This is a genomic window from Clostridium aromativorans, from assembly GCF_020908015.1.
GTDB lineage: Bacteria > Bacillota > Clostridia > Clostridiales > Clostridiaceae > Clostridium_B > Clostridium_B aromativorans.
This window is the reverse complement of the sequence record NZ_JAJJPB010000014.1, coordinates 35,204-51,422: the sequence shown is the minus strand read 5'-3', so window position 1 is coordinate 51,422 and position 16,219 is coordinate 35,204. Positions and strand designations below refer to the sequence as shown.

The window sequence follows — 16,219 nt, the reverse complement described above, 5'->3', positions numbered from 1 at the left end:
GCCCCCCTTGTTAAACAACAGTTTCTATGACATATAGCTTCCGTTTATCTTTATATAGTCATAGGTTAAATCACATCCCCAGCAGCAGGTGCTGTAATTGCCTGAATTGAAATTTAAGATTATACTCACTTCATCCTCCGACAATATATCTTCTGCCTCATCTACTGAAAATTCTACAGGTTCTCCATTTTTAAATACCAGTATATTTCCTTTCAAACTTTTCAGAGATACCTGAAGTTTATTTATATCGAAATCCACTCCGGAATATCCAACTGCATCCAGTATTCTTCCCCAATTTGCATTGCATCCAAAAAAGGCAGTTTTGACTAAATTGGAACATATTACTGATTTTCCAAGGATCTCACCATCTTTTTCACTGGGAACATTTAAAACTTTACATTCTATAAGTTTTGTGGCACCTTCTCCATCTTTTGCAATCATTTTTGCAATTTCTATATTTAATTTTTTAAGTGCCTCTAAAAATATTTTGTAGTCCCCATCTTCCTCTTCTATTACGGGATTGTCAGAAAGCCCGTTTGCCATAATTAATACCATATCATTTGTAGATGTATCTCCATCTACAGAAATTCTGTTATAGCTCACTCTCACACTTTCCTTTAAGGCTTTTTCTAAGAGTTCACCGCTTATGTTTGCATCGGTAGTAATGAAAGAAAGCATAGTTCCCATATTCGGATGTATCATTCCAGAACCCTTTGCCATGACACCTATGACAACTGGTTTTCCCTGAATTTTAAATTCCACAGCCAGGGTTTTGGGAATAGTATCCGTAGTCATTATGGCTTCAGATGCATCTTTATAGCCATCCTTACTCAAATTTTTGACTAAAACTGGAATGGAATTCTCTATGGAATCAATATTCAATTTTACTCCTATGATGCCAGTAGATGCCACAAGCACATTTTCTTCTTTAATGTTTGATGCTTTTGCCACAAACCTGCACATTTTCTCTGCATCCTCTATACCCACTTTACCTGTACATGTATTGGCATTGCCGCTATTTGCGATTATAGCCTGAGCAGTTTTATTTTCCAGGTGTTTTTTGGTAACCAGAAGAGGAGCTCCTTTGACCTTGTTTGTGGTATAAACTCCTGCGGAATTACAGGAACCAGTGGACATTATAAGAGCTAGATCTTTTAAATTTTTTCCCTTAAGCCCACAGTCAATTCCAGAAGATATAAAGCCTTTAGGAGAAGTTACTCCTCCCTTTATAAATTTAAAAACCATTTTAACAACCTCCTGTAGTTCAATTAGAAAACAGCTGGTAAAGCGGCAAGTCCCTCTTTTTCTGAAAAACCCAAAACAATATTCATATTTTGAATTCCCTGTCCTGCCGAACCCTTTATCATATTGTCTAAACAGGATATAATTACCAGCTTGTTATTGTCCTCATCATAGTGTAAAGATATATGACAGTAGTTTGAGAGCCTAACATTACTTATTTTTGACACTTCTCCAAGTGGTAATACTTTTACAAAATATTCATTTTTATAGAATTCACAGTATTTTTTATATATACTTTTTAAATCTATTGTATCCTTGGGAGTCGTATAAACTGTAGATAAGATTCCTCTATTTATTGGAATCAAGTGGGGAATAAAAGTTAACTTTACATTTTCCCTGCATACATTACTTAAAGTTTCCTCTATCTCCGGAGTGTGTCTATGATTTACCACTTTATAAGCACTGAAATTTTCATTGCAGTTTACAAAGTGACTGCTTTCTGTAAGATTTTTTCCTGATCCAGTTATTCCGGATTTACAATCTGCAATTATACCCTTTTTTTCTATTAAGTTTCCGGAAATAAGAGGCAAAAGTGCCAATTCAACTGAAGTAGCATAACATCCAGGGTTCCCTATAATCTGAGATTTTCGTATATGTTCTCTATTCAATTCCGGAAGGCCATATACAGATTGTTGATGTAAGTCGTGGTTGATAAAATCTCTACCATACCATTTTTTATACAAATCTTCATTTTTAAATCTGAAATCTGCTCCCATGTCAATGCATATTTTGTTTTTTTGAACCGCCTTTTCAATAATAGCTTGGCTTAATCCACTGGGCAGTGCCAAGAATATCAAATCACTTTTTTCTACAACATCCTGTTGACTTTCACATATAAGTTCATTGATTTTGTAAAATCCAGTATATATACTGGATAGAGATTTCCCCTTATATTGAACAGAAGATATTCCAGATATATGCACTTTATTGTGATTTGACAAAAGCCTTACAAGTTCTGCGCCTACATAACCTGTCCCCCCAATAATTCCTACCTGTATCAAATTTGTTTACCCCCTTTTTTATAGAACTTATAGGATGCTATTTTGAATATGTAGTTATTATATGACTTTATGAATAAATATGCAACATATTTTATAAAAATTAATTTATTTTTTATAATTTTTTTCTTATACGTCGTAGGTCAAAGTATATAAAGTTATCATTGCATTATTTATTTTATTATAAATATACAATAATTTATATATATCATTTTATTAAAATTTAAATATTTTCTATAAAAAAGAATAAAAACCTTCATAAAATTTTACGAAGGTTTTTATTCTTCTATTTCTGATTATTCACAAACTTTATCTGGATTCAATATATTTTTAGGATCAAAGGCAAGTTTTATATTCCTCATAAGTTTCATATATTCATCACCGTACTGGCGGAATATATATTTTTTCTTGGCATATCCTATACCGTGTTCTCCCGACACAGCACCCTGTAATTCTTCTGATTTTTTATACATGCAGTCAAATACATCGCTTAGCTTTTTCTTCCATTCTTCATCTGAAAGCTCATCTTTCAAAATATATACGTGTAGATTTCCATCTCCTGCATGGCCGAAACTCCTTATTCTTATGTTGAATTGTCTTTGAAGCTCATTGGTGTATTTTATAAATTCAGCTACTTTGTTTCTTGGAACAACAACATCACATTCATCCATATCAGTAGTGGTGGCTTTAACGGCTTCAAGAAATGCTCCCCTTGCAGACCAAACTGATTCTTTCCTTTCATCCGTGTCTGAAATATAGACGTCAAGGGCTCCTTCCTGAAGACATATTTCAGCTACTTTTTCGTAATCGGCTTCTATCTGCTCTTTGCTGTTTCCATCAAAAGTCAGAAGCAAGTATGCATCTGACGAATTGTCCGGGAATTTCTTTCCAAGGAATTCTTCTGCTGCAAGTATGACCTCTCTCTGCATAAATTCTATAGCAGTTGGTATGGATTTTGATTTTATTATCTTCGGTACCGTACTTATAGCTTTATCCAGGTTTGGAAATGGCACAAGCAAGCTTATGGATTGTTTTGGAAGAGGAAGAAGCTTCAATATTATTTTTGTAATTATCCCGAGAGTTCCCTCTGAGCCGCATATCAAATCCTTTATGCTGTAACCTGAGCTGTTTTTAACTATTTTTCCACCGAGCTCCAATATAGCTCCATTGGGAAGTACTATTTCAAGGCCTCTTACATAATCTCTTGTAACACCGTATTTTACAGCTCTCATTCCACCGGCATTTGTACTTATATTTCCACCAATGGTCGCGGATTTTTCACCTGGATCCGGTGGGTAAAATAGATCATGACTTTCTACAAATTTTGCTATATCCATGAGAAGCACGCCTGGCTCAAGAGTTAAAGTGAGATTTTCTTCATCCAATTCAATTATATTGTTCATCTTGGTTAGGTTTATCATTATGCCTCCTTCTATTGGCACTGATGATCCAACTAAGCCAGTTCCTGAACCTCTTGCTACTACCGGTATATTGTTTTTGTAGGCATAGGACATTATCTTTGAAACTTCCTCTGCATTTAAAACTTCTACCATTGCGTCGGGATATTTGCTGACTCCACCCAATTCATCATGACTGTAATCGTCATTTATATTTTCTCCTGTAAAAACTCTGTCTTTGCCAAGTAAATCCACCAGAAATTTTATATCATCACTATTTAATTTTTTATATTTTTCAACACACATTTCCATGTTTTTTCCTCCAAACTAAACTTAAAAATTTGAAATTCATCTGCAATTTACGCCGGTTGGCACAGACCTTTTTTTGCTTTGATATTCTCTATGAGCTTTGGTATAACCTCATATACGTCCCCTACGATACCATAGTGGGCTACATTGAATATAGATGCTTTTGGATCCTTGTTTATTGAAATAATTAAATCAGAATTATTCATACCAGCTACAAATTGTACTGAACCAGACACACCACAAGTTATTATGAGTTTTGGTTTAACTGTTCTCCCACTTAGTCCTATCTGTCTCTTGGAATCTATCCACCCTGCTTCTATAAGTGGCCTTGTACAAGCTACTTGTCCTCCAAGCAGATCTGCAAGTTCATATACCATTTCCAAATCCTTTTCATTTTTGAATGCCCTGCCTGCTGCAACTATAATATCTGCTTCTGATATTTCTTTTTCAACTTCTTTTTTAGTTACTTTAAGTACTTTTATTCCAGATTTAAATTTTTTCCTATCCATTTCCTGGACAGTTATTTTTCCTGAAATATCTTTTGATCTCTCCGGTGCATTCATGACTTTATATCTTACGGTAGCCAATTGAGGTCTGTGATTTGGATTTAATATCTGAGCCATTATATTGCCACCAAAAGCAGGTCTTATCTGTACGAGATCTGTATTTTTTTTCATGTCCAGTACTGTACAGTCAGCAGTAAGTCCGGTCTTGAATCTAGCTGCAACTCTAGGTGCCAGTGATCTTCCAACGGTAGTAGCTCCTACAAGAAGAGTTGAAGGTTTAACTTTACTTATGAAATCCTCCATAGCTGCAGTATAAGGCTCTATTATGAAATCTTTAAGCTCCTCGTAATCATATACAAAAACCTCATCTACACCATAATGAAGTATTTCCTGTGCTTTATCCTTTATATTATGTCCTACAAATACAGCATATACGGGATAATCATCACTTATCTTAGCTGCCAACTCTTTAGCTTTACCTATGAGTTCATAAGTTACAGGGTGAATATTTCCCTCTACATGATCCACATAAACAGCTATTCCCTTCCAGAGACTTTTGTCTATTTCTTCAACTTTATCTTCTATAAACTCTACTACTCCCTTTGGTCCCTTTTTTACACACAGCTTACACATCTTACAAGCTGCATTTATTTCCAATCCTCCATCTTTGCTCTCCATTGCCCCAAAAGGACATATATCAACTAATTCCTTTATAATTGAAGGAGTAAGCTTCTCTTTGTTTATTACCAATTTACCCATTTTCCATTCCTCCTAATAACCTATATAAATTTTAATTCTTTAAGTTTTTCAGTCAATCTATCCGCCAGTTCTTCACTAGTTCCATTCCACATCTCTTTATCTGTGTTTACTTCAGGTGGAAATATTCTTTCTACTTGAGTTGGTGAACCGTTGAGTCCGTACCTGTTTTCACTTTTATCTTCAAAATCTTTGAGACTCAAGATCTTAACTTCTCTGTCTTTTGTAGCCACCTTTTTCTTGTAAGATGGAAGCCTTGGCTGAAAGATATCTTTTTCCACTGTTAAAAGGCATGGAAATTTTATCTGTGATATTTCCACAGTATTGGGCATATCCATTTTAACTATCATTGAGTCATTCTTTACTTCTTCAATGCTTAGTACATTAGCTATATGAGGTATTCCCAAATTCTCCGCCATTTCAGGTCCTACCTGAGCCGTATCTCCATCTGTAGTCTGCTTGCCGCAGAGAATCAGGTCTATATGACCCATTGCCTTTATTCCCTGGGATATGGTGTAGGAAGTTGCAAGTACATCAGCCCCTGCAAATTTTCTGTCTGACAGAAGCACTCCTTCGTCAGCACCCATCATATAGGCTTCCTTTATTACATCTGCAGCCTGAGGCGGTCCCATGCTTATTACCTTTACTACTCCTCCATGTTTTTCCCTGAGTCTCAGTGCAGTTTCCAGTGCAAATAGATCATAGGGATTCATCTTAGAATCTATACCTTCTCTTTTCAATACTCCAGTTACAGGATCTACTTCAACTTTAGAAGTTCCAGGTACCTGTTTTATACATACTAATATATCCATTTATAAATTACCTCCAAAATTTATATAAATTTAAAAACATTTTATTATTTAACTTACAATTACGGCAACTCCATCTGGTATAACAGCTACTTTTGCATCTTTTCCAGCAATTTCATAAGCTTTATTGAGAGCTTCCTCAATAGTATATGCATGTTGCATGTGCATATTCTTTATAATTTGAGGATCACACATATCGGTAACCATGATAACAGTACATTTACTGAGTATTCTGGCAAGTATCTGAGATTCCCACTGATCAGGTACTGTTTCTCCTCTTGAAACCTTTGAAACTTTTTCCAAAAATTCCTCAGGTGATTTTACTTCTGACAAACTCTTGTAAAAGCCTTCACCACCGTGCCCATCATTGCAGGCAGCTACCATTATTATTACTCCGCCTTTCCTGCAGGTTGCCTCTGCTGCAGTCATTCCCTTAACTGATTGGTACAAATTTTGATCAAGTGGATAACCTCCATTTGTAGAAATGGCAATATCTGATTCAACTGCATTCACTTTAGACAACTCAAGTACAAATTTACAACCTTCTTCATGAGCCAATTTACTGTGACCTGTGAATGCATTTATTATCTTTTTATTCCCATCTATAACTACATTTATTATAAAGGCCAATTTTGCCTTTTCAGCAGCGTAAAGCATGTCCTTATGAATTGGATTGCCTTTCAGCTTTCCTGTTCTGGCATAAGGACTTGCTATAAACTCCGAACAGTGATTGGCCATAATTGTTTTAGTAGAAGCTATACCGGGAAGTATGCTTTTTCTGCCTCCTGAAAATCCTGCAAAGAAATGTGATTCTATAAAACCCTCTGCAATCAAAAGTTCGGTTTCCACTGCTGCCTTGTTTATTATAAGTTCTCCTCCTGAGGGTAATGTTCCTATTTTAACTAAACTGCTGCTGTCACGGGAATCATGTACTATTATATTTTCATTTTGGACTATCTCTTCACCAAACTTACCTATAAGCTCCTCTTTTGTTGTAGGTCTGTGAAAACCTGTGGCAATTAGAATTTTTATGTCGATTTTAGGGTTGACTGCTCTTATTCTTTTTAAAAGTATGGGCATTATGATTTTGCTTGGAACAGGTCTTGTATGATCACTACTTATAATGACCATATTTTTTTTATCCTTAACTAGCTCTTCCAGTTTAGGAGATCCTATTGGGTTATCGAGTGCATTTTCAACTATTTCAGATTCAGTGAGTTTCGTCTTGTACTTCCCTGCCTTTGATTCAAGTACAGCCGACAGATTCTTGTCATCTATTTCAATTTCTAAAGTTTTTTTGTTATAAGGCAGCTTTATCAATGCCATATCAATCATCCTTTCTAATATTTGAATTTAGTAAAATCAGGTGAAATCAGAATTATCTAAATCCCAATAAAGGTCCCGCAAAGTAGGCAATAATGCCCAATATGATTACGTATACTATACAAAACTTCAAAGTGGCATTCAATATTTTTCCCTCTTGTCCCGCAAGTCCTGTAGCTGCTGTGGCAACTGCTATACTTTGAGGTGATATCATCTTTCCTGCAGTAGCTCCTCCCGTGTTTGCTGCAGCAAGCCAGAATTCATTCAGGTGCAGAGATCTTGCGACTTCTACCTGAAGGCCTCCAAACAATACATTGGCCGACGTATCGCTCCCTGTTACGAAGGTTCCAAGTGCACCTATTATAGGAGCAATCAGCGGGTAAAAACTTCCTGTAGCTGCTACTAAAACAACTGATATTGATTTTATCATTCCACTGTATCCCATTACTTTTGCCAGTGCTACTATGGCAATTATGGTAATAGATGATTTGGCCATTTGTTTAAAGGTGTTGCCTAGAACCTTTGTTATTTCACCAAACTTAGCACCTTGAATAAGTCCTCCTATAAAAGTCGCTATTATGATAAGTGTACCTGGAGTTGATATCCAATTAAATACATAAGGTGACGCTCCCTCTCCAGTATAAATAGGTACTGATGTCTTCACCGCAGAAAGTGCCTTGTTTATAGTTGGGAACAATGCACTGCTCAATATTACAAATATAAAGACTAATATAAAAGGCAGCCAGGCCAATACTCCTTGTTTGAAGGAAACCTTTTCAGCTTTTTCATCAGCAGTATTCTTATAAAATATCTTAGCTACAGCTATTGTAACTATCATACAGACTACTGATCCTAGTATTGCAGGAAGTTCTGCACCTAAGTATTTTGCCGCCAATACTTCTGGAACTGCGAAAGAAATACCGGATGCAAGGGATATTCCCCAAAAGCCCTTTATTGCCTTTACGCTTTTACCTGTTAACATTACAAGTACAACGGGTACGATTACAATCAATATTGCCAATTGGAGACCTACTGCATAGCTGAGCTGCGTTACATCAATGTTGGCAACCTTTGCAAGAGTTGTTACAGGAATTCCTATAGCTCCAAAAGCGGTGGGAGTTGTATTTGCAATAAGACATATAATAGCTGCAAAAAGTGGGTTAAATCCAAGGCCAGCCAGTATACTTGCAGGTATGGCAACTGCAGTTCCAAATCCCGCTATAGCTTCCATAAATCCGCCAAAAGCCCAGGCCAGGATAAGTACCAGTATTCTCTTATCTGTTGTTATACCTGTCATCATCTTCTTGATTACATCCATACTCTTGGTGTAAACGGTAAGATTATAGGTGAACACAGCTGCTATTATTACAATTAAAATAGGCCATGCGGCAAGAGCAAACCCCTCTAAGGTTGCAGTGGCTGCATTTAACACTGGCATTTTCCATACTAGTACTGCCAACAGTATAGTTACAACCAATGTAAAAGGACAAGTTTTATGACCTGGCATTTTTAAAGCACTTAATGAAACCATAAGCCATACTATTGGTATTAGTGCTATGAAAAAAAGTAAGTAAACATTCAATATTATTCCCTCCCCCTAAAATATATAAAACATGTGGTACTACATGCTATGGTACTATGGTACTACCACTTATGAAATATAATATCACATTTGTCTCAATTTTTCTACAATTGTTATTTTATTAACAGTAAGTAATTTTACAATTAACATTTAAACCCTACTATTTATACAACGTTTACATACTTAAACATATAATTTTTCTCTCAACAAGTAAAAAAATTATATATAATAGTTAATTTATTAACTATTATATATAAAAAAATTTTGCCTTATTTTAAGGTAAACTGTATATCCAAAAAATTTTTACATGTTCTTTTTAATGTACATATTGGTAAATGCTAAATGTTTATTCATTTCATCCGAAGCCATTTTTGCGTCATGTAGTCTAAGGGCCTCATATATTCTACCGTGCTGTTCAGCGAGAATTTTTAAATTTTCTTTATTTACCAGTATTTTTCTTCTGGCATCCTTTAGGAAAGAGTCCATTAAAGAAGACATAGCATTTAAAATATTTATTATTAAAAAATTTCCAGCAGCTTGTGCAATTTCATAATGAAATTGTTTGTCAAATTTTACATTATTATTCTCATCTTTAGAAGTTTTAAAAGCATCCGACAATTTTTTTAAATTTTTCAGCTGTTCCTCATTTATTTTTACAGCAGCCCGAGAAACGGTTTCCACTTCTAAAAGTTTTCTTACCTCTATTATTTCTTCTGGATTCCCCCCTTGAAGCATAAACATCACCGAGAGAGGCTCAAACAAACTATTCTCAAAACTTTGTTTTATAAAATTGCCCTCACCTTGTCTACTTTCTATGAGTCCCATAACCTGCAGAGCTCTTAATGCCTCTCTTATGGAAGTTCTGCTCACTTGAAGATGTTCCACTAACTCTCTTTCAGAAGGAAGTTTATCTCCTTTCTTTAAAGTCCCATCTATAATCATATTTTCAATTTGTTCTATTACTTGTTCATATACCTTTGTATTCTTTATAGGAGTAAAAATCAACTTAGTCACCTCTTTATAATATATATGATATCTATATATTAATATTACAATATTTGATATTTTTTTTAAAGTACTTTATATAGAATTTATAAACACGTCATTCCATTTGGTGTATATATCAAATAGACTTACCACATCCTGTTCGTTATAAAGCAATATTTTTTGCTTTTTAATATTTGGCATTCTATTTATATATTCACTGTCTTTTACTATTTTACTAAAAGTTTTAGCCAGATTTGATCCGCTTATAACTCCATTTTCTCTAGTAATTCCGAATTCTTTTTCCAATGCTTTCAATCCTATAGATTTATGGATTTTATTTTCATATTGCTTCTGTAAATCTATACTCGTAAAATAATCCTGTATGTTAAACTCCAAGTTATATTTTTTGAAGAGATAGTTTATAACAGTAAAATCATTATTTCCTGAAAAAGTAACTATATATCTTTTGCCTTTTTCAATCATGGCCTTAAAATATTGTTTTGACAATTTAAGTATAGATTTTACATCTTTTTTATTTTCTATCATATATTGAGTTACTTTTAAACTTTCATTTTTATAATCATAAAAACAAGAACCAAATACACCTATACATATGGGTTTTTTGTATATATAATGTTCTAAATCAAAAAAAACAGCATCCTTAATAATACATTCATTGTCACCTACTTTTAATGAATTCTCAATAGATGGTTTTTCTACACAAATATCATTAATTCTTTCTATCACTTTACCACTCTTTTCTAACTATTTTAAAGTACACAATTTTAAATTTATTCATATTCAGTTGTATTATAACTCATATATAATTTACATCTTCTGCCTTTAATTTATATATCATATCTTTTCTCTCAACTATTATATGTGCCTTCTTGCACAATTCTGAATCATCCAATATTTCCTTTACAAGTTCCCTTGTTGGGTTCACACATACAGGATTTTTCACCATTTTCATCATTGAAAAATCTCCTGAGGTATCTCCATAAGCATAACTTTTATCTAAATCTATATTATATTTTTTTACGAGCATATTTATGGAGTTTTTCTTGCTTTCACTATCCCACATGGGAATAACTTCTCCTGTATATACCTCATTTTTATCCCTGATATATACAGCACCCACATAATCATCAAATTCATGTTTAATAGCCATTTCTCTCACTAGTTCTACAGGGCTTCCAGATATAGTTAATATTTTATGCCCTTTTTCTTTATGCCATTTTATTCTATTTCTAGTATAAGAATATACTCTATCTCCCTTTTGTGATACTACATTTTTAGCTATAAATTCTACCTGGGATCTATGAAGCCCCCTTATAGCCTCAATATATATATCTGCCATTTTTAAAAGATAGTTATCATAATTTCCCTTCCTCTTATCCCATCTATCATACTCTGGCTTGACTTCTTTATACCATCTTTCAGCAGGTATTATCTCATATTTGACTAATTTTTTAAAAACCTCTGTTATAAGTCCTTCTCTGTATAAAGTACCATCAATATCAAAAAAAGCTGCAGTGTTCATATTTGTTATTTCTCCTCTTTAATAAAAGAATTCTATTTTATAATATTATTTTAGCACATATATGTACATTAGTTTTACAAGTCTTTAGATAAAATATTAAAAATAAAAATATATTTTGATTTATTGACAGTACATTCTAAATATGATATTATAAAATCAAATAATGATAATGATTTTCATTATTTATAAATTACCTGTCGAGGTGAGTTATTATGAGCATTTGCGATTTAAAGCCCGGTGAGAAGGGATTTATAAAAAATTTAAGTGGAGATAAAAGATTAGTTAAAAGACTTCTAGCGCTTGGATGTATAGAAGGTACCGAAATACTGGTAAAAACATCTGCTCCTTTGGGAGATCCCATAGTTATAAATTTAAGAGGCTTCAATCTGGCAATACGTAAAAGAGATGCAAAAAATATATCAATAAGCAGTTTAAGTAAATTGTAATAGTTAAGATATAAATATCGACGATATATGTGAGGCGGGAGGATTATTATGATTGTGGCAGCTTTATTGGGAAATCCAAATGTAGGCAAAACTTCTTTATTCAATCATTTAACTGGTTCCAATCAATATGTAGGTAACTGGCCTGGAGTAACTGTAGAAAAAAAGGAAGGTTATATAGATAATTCTATAAAAGTGGTGGATTTGCCTGGTATATATGCTATGGATACTTATTCCAATGAAGAAAAAGTATCAAAAGAATTTTTATTGAAGGGTAACCCGGATGTTATAATAAATATTGTAGATTCCTCTAATTTAAATAGGAATCTATATCTTACTACTCAACTAAAGCAATTTAACAAGCCCATTATATTGGTATTAAATATGCTAGATGTAGCTGAATCAAAGGGTTTTAAGATAAATTTTTCGACATTATCTAATGAACTGGAAGTAACTGTAGTTCCAATTATAGCAACTAAAGGTAAGGGAATAGATAAGCTTCTTGAAATTTTAAAGAACGGTGATTTTAAACAACCGCAAAACGATGATAAATTTGATTTCAAAGACGAAAGTGAAGCTTATCATTATATAAATGAAGTCCTAAAGAATTGTTTGACAAAGGTAAAAAAAGATATAACTTCTATTACTGAAAAAATAGACAAGATAGTTTTGAATAGGCTGTGGGCCTATCCCATATTTTTATTAGCACTTATATTAATTTTTAAATTCACCTTTAGCTGGGTAGGACAGCCTATGGCAGATGCTCTTGGTGATTTTGTAGATGGTTTCTTAACTTCACATTTAAAAATATTGCTTTCATCAACCAGTCCGTGGTTTAGTTCATTTTTAGTTGATGGTATTTTAGCTGGGGTAGGATCTGTAATTGTATTTTTCCCAGTTATATTTTGTTTGTTTTTAGGAGTATCCTTTTTAGAAGACAGCGGATATATGGCACGGGGAGCTTTTATAATGGATAAGCTTATGAGAAAGATGGGGTTATCTGGAAAAGCATTTATTCCACTTATAGTTGGGTTTGGATGTTCAGTTCCAGCTATTATGTCCTCTAAAACCCTGGAAAGTGAAAAAGACAGAAAATTGACAGCACTGTTAGTACCTTTCATGTCCTGTAATGCCAGGCTTCCAATATATTCACTTTTTGCATCTGCTTTTTTTGTAAATTATAAGACCACTGTAGTTTTTTCACTATATATTTTGGGAATTTCAGTAGCTTTTTTAATAGGAATTCTTTTTAAAAGTACTATATTTAAAAAAGATGAAGAACCTTTTATAATAGAACTTCCAGAATACAACATTCCTGAACTTAAAAGCTTATTACTGCATACCTGGGAAAAAGCTAAAGGCTTTTTGAGGAAAGCTGGTACAATAATATTTTCAATGTCTGTTCTGATATGGTTCCTGTCTAATTTCAATTTATCTGGCATGGTAGATATGGATAAGAGCATTTTATCTTCAATTGGTAATTTTATAAGTCCTATATTTGCACCTATGGGATTTGGAAATTGGCAGAGTTCAGTAGCTCTCATAACGGGAATTATGGCTAAGGAAATTGTACTGAGTACCATGGGAATTGTGTACAGTGGAAATTTAACTGCTGTATTGCCAAATCATTTTACAGCTATTTCCGCCTATTCATTTTTAGTTTTTGTACTGCTCTATACTCCCTGTATATCTACAATAGCAACCATGAAAAAAGAATATGGAAACAAAATGGCCGTTTTTTCTGTAGCATATCAACTTGTAATTGCCTGGATAGGCTCTTTCCTGGTATTTAGAATAGCTACTTTAATATTTAGCTAATTAGGAGGATATCTCATATGATATTTATAGAAATTACAATAACAGCTGTAATAGTAATAGTAGCAGGTTATCTACTGTATAAAAACCTTAAAATTAAATCAAGGGGCAAATGTGATTGCTGTTCTACCACAAATTGCCCATATCATAATATTAAGAAAAAAAAGTCTTGATTGCATATAATTAGGACTTTTTTAATGCATAATCCAATATATCTTCAATGGATACGATTCCTTTTACTATATTTTTATCATCAACTACGGGAATAGCTATTATGTTTTTTTCTCTCAATCTTTTTGCTACAGTAAAAATGTCCTCATCACTATAAGCAGTGACTACATTCTTTGTCATGGCCCAATCTACTGGACAAGTATCATAATGTCCCTCTTCCATGAGAAATCTATATATATCAGCCTTTACTATCATTCCTACTAGTTCTCCGTCTTCATCCACTACTGGTGCACCGTTTACATTGTGATTGTCCATCATTTTTAAAGCTTTACAAAGGCTATCTTTTTTCTTTAGCTTTATAATATGAGAACGCATTATTTCTTTTACTGTCATATACCCACCTCCCCTTTTATTATACAACATCTTAATAAATTAAAAAAGTTAATATAATCACCACATGGGTTCACAAATAAATGTTCTGTGGTACGGAAGGCAGGTTAATAACGAAATACCTACAAGACCTACTTATACCCGGATACTACATTTCTTCAACTACATCAATCCCAAGCAAATTCAGTCCATTTTTTATTACGTGGCAGGTTGCCTTTACAAGCTGCAATCTAGCAAATTTTATAGCTTCGTCTTCTGCATTTAAAATGCTGTGTGCATTATAGAATTTATTAAAAGCTTTTGCCACATCTATTACATATCTGGTAACCATAAAAGGTTCTAATTTATTTATAGCATTTAATATAGAATCCCTAAAATTGTTTAGAAATTTTACGAGTTCAAATTCCTCTTTGCTGTTTAATTTGCTATAATCTGCCTGACTGTCAATGTATTCTGCCTTTCTGAGTATACTCTTCCCTCTGGCATAACTGTATTGAACGTAAGGTCCGGTTTCACCCTCAAAGTTCAGCATTTCGTTCCAGTCGAATACTATATCCCTCTCTCTGTTATTCTTTAAATAAGTAAATATTACAGCACCTATTCCCACTTTTTGAGCCACCTGAAGCTTATTTTCCAGTTTGGGATTCTTTTCATCTATTATTTCAAGAGTCCTCTGTACTGATCTATTTAAAAGATCCTCTAGGAATATCACGTCGCCTTTTCTGGTAGAAAGCTTTTTATCTGCAAATCTGACTAATCCAAAACCCGCGTGCACACATGAATCCGCCCAATCTTTTCCCATTAATTTAAGTGTAGTAAATACCTGTCTGAAATGAAGGGATTGATCCATTCCAACCACATATATGCATTTAGAAAAATTGTAAGTCTTTTTTCTGTATATAGCTGCAGCCAAATCTCTTGTAGCGTATATAGTGGCGCCATCTGACTTTTTCACAATGCAAGGAGGCATGTTATATTTATCCAGCATAACTACTTTTGCTCCGTTGCTCTCTACAAGAAGTCCTTTTTTATCTATTTCATCTATAACTGCATCCATTTTATCTGTATAGAAGCTTTCACCTGCGCAGGAATCAAACTCCACTCCCAATAGATCATATACTTTTTTAAATTCCCTAAGGCTTAATTCCTTGAATTTTTTCCAGAGCTCAACTTCCTCTCTGCATCCGTTCTCAAGTCTCTTGAAATGCAATCTGCCTTCTTCATTAAGCTCAGGATCTTTTTCTGCCTCTTTGTGAAATTTTACGTATATCCTTAAAAGCTCCTTTATTGGATTTTTATGAAGTTCATCTTCATTACACCACTTTTTATATGCAACTATGAGTTTTCCAAATTGAGTCCCCCAATCTCCAAGATGATTTATTCTAGTGCAATTATAGCCTTCAAAACTCATCATCTTATAGAGAGAATTTCCTATGGCAGTACTAAAAAGGTGACCTACATGAAAGGGTTTTGCAATATTGGGAGAGGAATATTCCACAACTATATTACTATCTTTACCTATAGATGAACTTCCATATTTATCTTTCTGCTCTAATATTTTGGTTATCACATTTTTTATAAATATATTTCTATCTACAAAAAAATTTAAATAAGCTCCTTTATTTTCAATTTTTTCAAAATAGTCTTTTCCTATTTTATCCTTTAGTTCCTGTGCAATTATATTAGGTGCTTTTTTCAGAGCCTTTGCCAATTGAAAACATGGAAATGCATAATCTCCCATTTCAGGTCTTGGAGGTATTTCTATCAATCCCTCTATAAAATCCAATTGCAAATCCGCATTTATGTTTTTTTGAATTTTTTCTGCTACCAGTTCCTTATAATCCATACTTTTGCTAAATAAACGTCAGCCTATTTAACACTTTTCAAC

15 protein-coding genes are annotated in these 16,219 nt (G+C 33.6%); 3 read left to right on the top strand and 12 right to left on the bottom strand.

Going from position 1 to position 16,219, the window contains the following annotated elements:
- Positions 1-24 precede the first annotated feature (24 nt).
- From argJ to LN736_RS11460, 10 genes are all read right to left on the bottom strand, one after another.
- Entirely contained in the window at positions 25-1,245 is a 1,221-nt protein-coding gene (gene argJ, locus LN736_RS11505) for a bifunctional ornithine acetyltransferase/N-acetylglutamate synthase (protein ID WP_179977361.1), read from the bottom strand.
- Positions 1,246-1,268: 23 nt separating this feature from the next.
- Positions 1,269-2,303 (bottom strand): N-acetyl-gamma-glutamyl-phosphate reductase, encoded by a 1,035-nt coding sequence (gene argC / locus LN736_RS11500; RefSeq protein ID WP_150358419.1) that lies wholly within the window; start codon positions 2,301-2,303, stop codon positions 1,269-1,271.
- A gap of 293 nt (positions 2,304-2,596) precedes the next feature.
- Positions 2,597-4,009 carry an FAD-binding oxidoreductase gene (locus LN736_RS11495; protein ID WP_150358768.1) on the bottom strand — a complete coding sequence of 471 codons (1,413 nt, stop codon included), beginning with the start codon at positions 4,007-4,009 and terminating at the stop codon, positions 2,597-2,599.
- A 47-nt stretch (positions 4,010-4,056) separates the two neighbouring features.
- Complete coding sequence (locus tag LN736_RS11490; protein ID WP_150358767.1) at positions 4,057-5,271, bottom strand: electron transfer flavoprotein subunit alpha/FixB family protein; 1,215 nt, start codon at positions 5,269-5,271, stop codon at positions 4,057-4,059.
- A 20-nt stretch (positions 5,272-5,291) separates the two neighbouring features.
- The gene (locus LN736_RS11485) at positions 5,292-6,080 is read right to left on the bottom strand and encodes an electron transfer flavoprotein subunit beta/FixA family protein (protein ID WP_179977362.1); all 789 of its coding nucleotides are present in this window, start codon (positions 6,078-6,080) and stop codon (positions 5,292-5,294) included.
- Between the two features lie 48 nt (positions 6,081-6,128).
- Positions 6,129-7,403, bottom strand: coding sequence for a nickel-dependent lactate racemase (gene larA / locus LN736_RS11480; RefSeq protein ID WP_150358765.1), 1,275 nt, complete (start codon positions 7,401-7,403; stop codon positions 6,129-6,131).
- A gap of 52 nt (positions 7,404-7,455) precedes the next feature.
- On the bottom strand, positions 7,456-8,982 hold the full coding sequence (locus tag LN736_RS11475) for an L-lactate permease (protein WP_150358764.1): 1,527 nt from the start codon (positions 8,980-8,982) through the stop codon (positions 7,456-7,458).
- Between the two features lie 303 nt (positions 8,983-9,285).
- A complete protein-coding gene (locus LN736_RS11470; protein ID WP_179978279.1) occupies positions 9,286-9,984 on the bottom strand; it encodes a FadR/GntR family transcriptional regulator in 699 nt (232 codons plus the stop codon).
- A gap of 78 nt (positions 9,985-10,062) precedes the next feature.
- On the bottom strand, positions 10,063-10,716 hold the full coding sequence (locus tag LN736_RS11465) for a ribonuclease H-like domain-containing protein (RefSeq protein ID WP_229981565.1): 654 nt from the start codon (positions 10,714-10,716) through the stop codon (positions 10,063-10,065).
- 70 nt (positions 10,717-10,786) lie between these two features.
- A complete protein-coding gene (locus LN736_RS11460) occupies positions 10,787-11,512 on the bottom strand; it encodes an HAD-IB family hydrolase (RefSeq protein WP_150358057.1) in 726 nt (241 codons plus the stop codon).
- A gap of 212 nt (positions 11,513-11,724) precedes the next feature.
- On the opposite strand from LN736_RS11460, the gene LN736_RS11455 reads away from it, so the two are divergent.
- From LN736_RS11455 to LN736_RS11445, 3 genes are read left to right on the top strand one after another with little or no spacing between them, the layout of a single operon-like run.
- Positions 11,725-11,958 carry a FeoA family protein gene (locus LN736_RS11455; protein WP_150358056.1) on the top strand — a complete coding sequence of 78 codons (234 nt, stop codon included), beginning with the start codon at positions 11,725-11,727 and terminating at the stop codon, positions 11,956-11,958.
- 48 nt (positions 11,959-12,006) lie between these two features.
- Positions 12,007-13,773, top strand: a complete 1,767-nt coding sequence (gene feoB, locus LN736_RS11450) for a ferrous iron transport protein B (RefSeq protein WP_150358055.1) — start codon at positions 12,007-12,009, stop codon at positions 13,771-13,773.
- 17 nt (positions 13,774-13,790) lie between these two features.
- Positions 13,791-13,943 (top strand): FeoB-associated Cys-rich membrane protein, encoded by a 153-nt coding sequence (locus LN736_RS11445; protein ID WP_207708013.1) that lies wholly within the window; start codon positions 13,791-13,793, stop codon positions 13,941-13,943.
- A gap of 10 nt (positions 13,944-13,953) precedes the next feature.
- Here LN736_RS11445 and LN736_RS11440 read toward each other — a convergent pair whose 3' ends face one another.
- Positions 13,954-14,334 (bottom strand): CBS domain-containing protein, encoded by a 381-nt coding sequence (locus LN736_RS11440; RefSeq protein WP_150358054.1) that lies wholly within the window; start codon positions 14,332-14,334, stop codon positions 13,954-13,956.
- Positions 14,335-14,479: 145 nt separating this feature from the next.
- Positions 14,480-16,177 carry an arginine--tRNA ligase gene (gene argS / locus LN736_RS11435; protein WP_229981564.1) on the bottom strand — a complete coding sequence of 566 codons (1,698 nt, stop codon included), beginning with the start codon at positions 16,175-16,177 and terminating at the stop codon, positions 14,480-14,482.
- Positions 16,178-16,219: the final 42 nt, after the last annotated feature.

Coding starts and splice junctions, on each gene's coding strand:
- argJ (WP_179977361.1), bottom strand. CDS start 1,245: ATGGTTTTTAAATTTATAAAGGGAGGAGTAACTTCTCCTAAAGGCTTT.
- LN736_RS11495 (WP_150358768.1), bottom strand. CDS start 4,009: ATGGAAATGTGTGTTGAAAAATATAAAAAATTAAATAGTGATGATATA.
- LN736_RS11490 (WP_150358767.1), bottom strand. CDS start 5,271: ATGGGTAAATTGGTAATAAACAAAGAGAAGCTTACTCCTTCAATTATA.
- LN736_RS11485 (WP_179977362.1), bottom strand. CDS start 6,080: ATGGATATATTAGTATGTATAAAACAGGTACCTGGAACTTCTAAAGTT.
- larA (WP_150358765.1), bottom strand. CDS start 7,403: ATGGCATTGATAAAGCTGCCTTATAACAAAAAAACTTTAGAAATTGAA.
- LN736_RS11460 (WP_150358057.1), bottom strand. CDS start 11,512: ATGAACACTGCAGCTTTTTTTGATATTGATGGTACTTTATACAGAGAA.
- LN736_RS11455 (WP_150358056.1), top strand. CDS start 11,725: ATGAGCATTTGCGATTTAAAGCCCGGTGAGAAGGGATTTATAAAAAAT.
- feoB (WP_150358055.1), top strand. CDS start 12,007: ATGATTGTGGCAGCTTTATTGGGAAATCCAAATGTAGGCAAAACTTCT.
- LN736_RS11445 (WP_207708013.1), top strand. CDS start 13,791: ATGATATTTATAGAAATTACAATAACAGCTGTAATAGTAATAGTAGCA.
- LN736_RS11440 (WP_150358054.1), bottom strand. CDS start 14,334: ATGACAGTAAAAGAAATAATGCGTTCTCATATTATAAAGCTAAAGAAA.
- argS (WP_229981564.1), bottom strand. CDS start 16,177: ATGGATTATAAGGAACTGGTAGCAGAAAAAATTCAAAAAAACATAAAT.